We start from the raw sequence: 731 nt of genomic DNA, 5'->3' as shown, positions 1-731 counted from the left end.
CGAACGGGCTGTGTTTGAACTGCCGTGGCCCGGTGAATCGCAGTTGCTTGTCCAGCAGGTTGCGGCGGGTCGGTGTATCGGCGCAGGCCTTCGCAGCAGCTACACGCCGGGCTTGCCATTCCTGAAGCTGGAATTCGTTCAGCGGTTCGCCGGGGCTGAGCGGCTTGGGCAGCGGCACTTCAATCTGCAAGGGGGGCAGCGGCAGGCTCAGCCGTACACCGGCGTCCCATGTCGAGGCGGGTTGGCCCTGCGGCGCATGTGCCCGGCCCACCACGATCACATCGCAGCGCGGTTTGAAGGGGGCCAGGTCGCTTTCTTCGTAAACGCTGCTGGTGCCTTCATCGCCGTAATACGTGTCGCCGGTACACAACGGCACGGGATCGTCGTCCATCACTTCGGCCCGCCACTGCCCCGGCTGGCCGTCGATAGGCAACAACCGGTAGCCGACCTTCATGGCCAGCACCGGATACTCTTGATCGTCCACACCCAAGGCACTGAAACACAGCGCATCGAAGGGCGTCAGATTGCGAAATTCCATGACGCCTCCTCAGTTGATGTCCACGTCTTTGCCGTTGATCTGCACCGCGCCCGTTGCACTGAAATCGAAGGTGCGGCCGTTGATCAGCACCGTGCCGTCGGACTTCATCGTCAGGGTGGATTTACCCACCGTGACGGTGAATTCATCACCGGCGTCGATGGTGAAGCGCTTGCCCACCACGACCGACTTGTGA

At 62.2% G+C, this 731-nt stretch carries 2 protein-coding genes; both read right to left on the bottom strand.

Going from position 1 to position 731, the window contains the following annotated elements; translation table 11 throughout:
• Nucleotides 1–538 (bottom strand): DUF2169 domain-containing protein (locus NTD86_RS15290; protein WP_262203415.1); only part of this gene is annotated, 538 nt, incomplete at its 3' end.
• A 9-nt stretch (nt 539–547) separates the two neighbouring features.
• Nucleotides 548–731: hypothetical protein (locus NTD86_RS15285; protein WP_262203414.1), on the bottom strand; the 184-nt coding region annotated here is incomplete at its 5' end.

It is taken from the genome of Pseudomonas sp. 7P_10.2_Bac1 (genome assembly GCF_025465935.1).
Lineage (GTDB): Bacteria > Pseudomonadota > Gammaproteobacteria > Pseudomonadales > Pseudomonadaceae > Aquipseudomonas.
The sequence above is the reverse complement of the archived record's forward strand: the minus strand, read 5'-3'. Positions and strand labels throughout refer to the sequence as shown.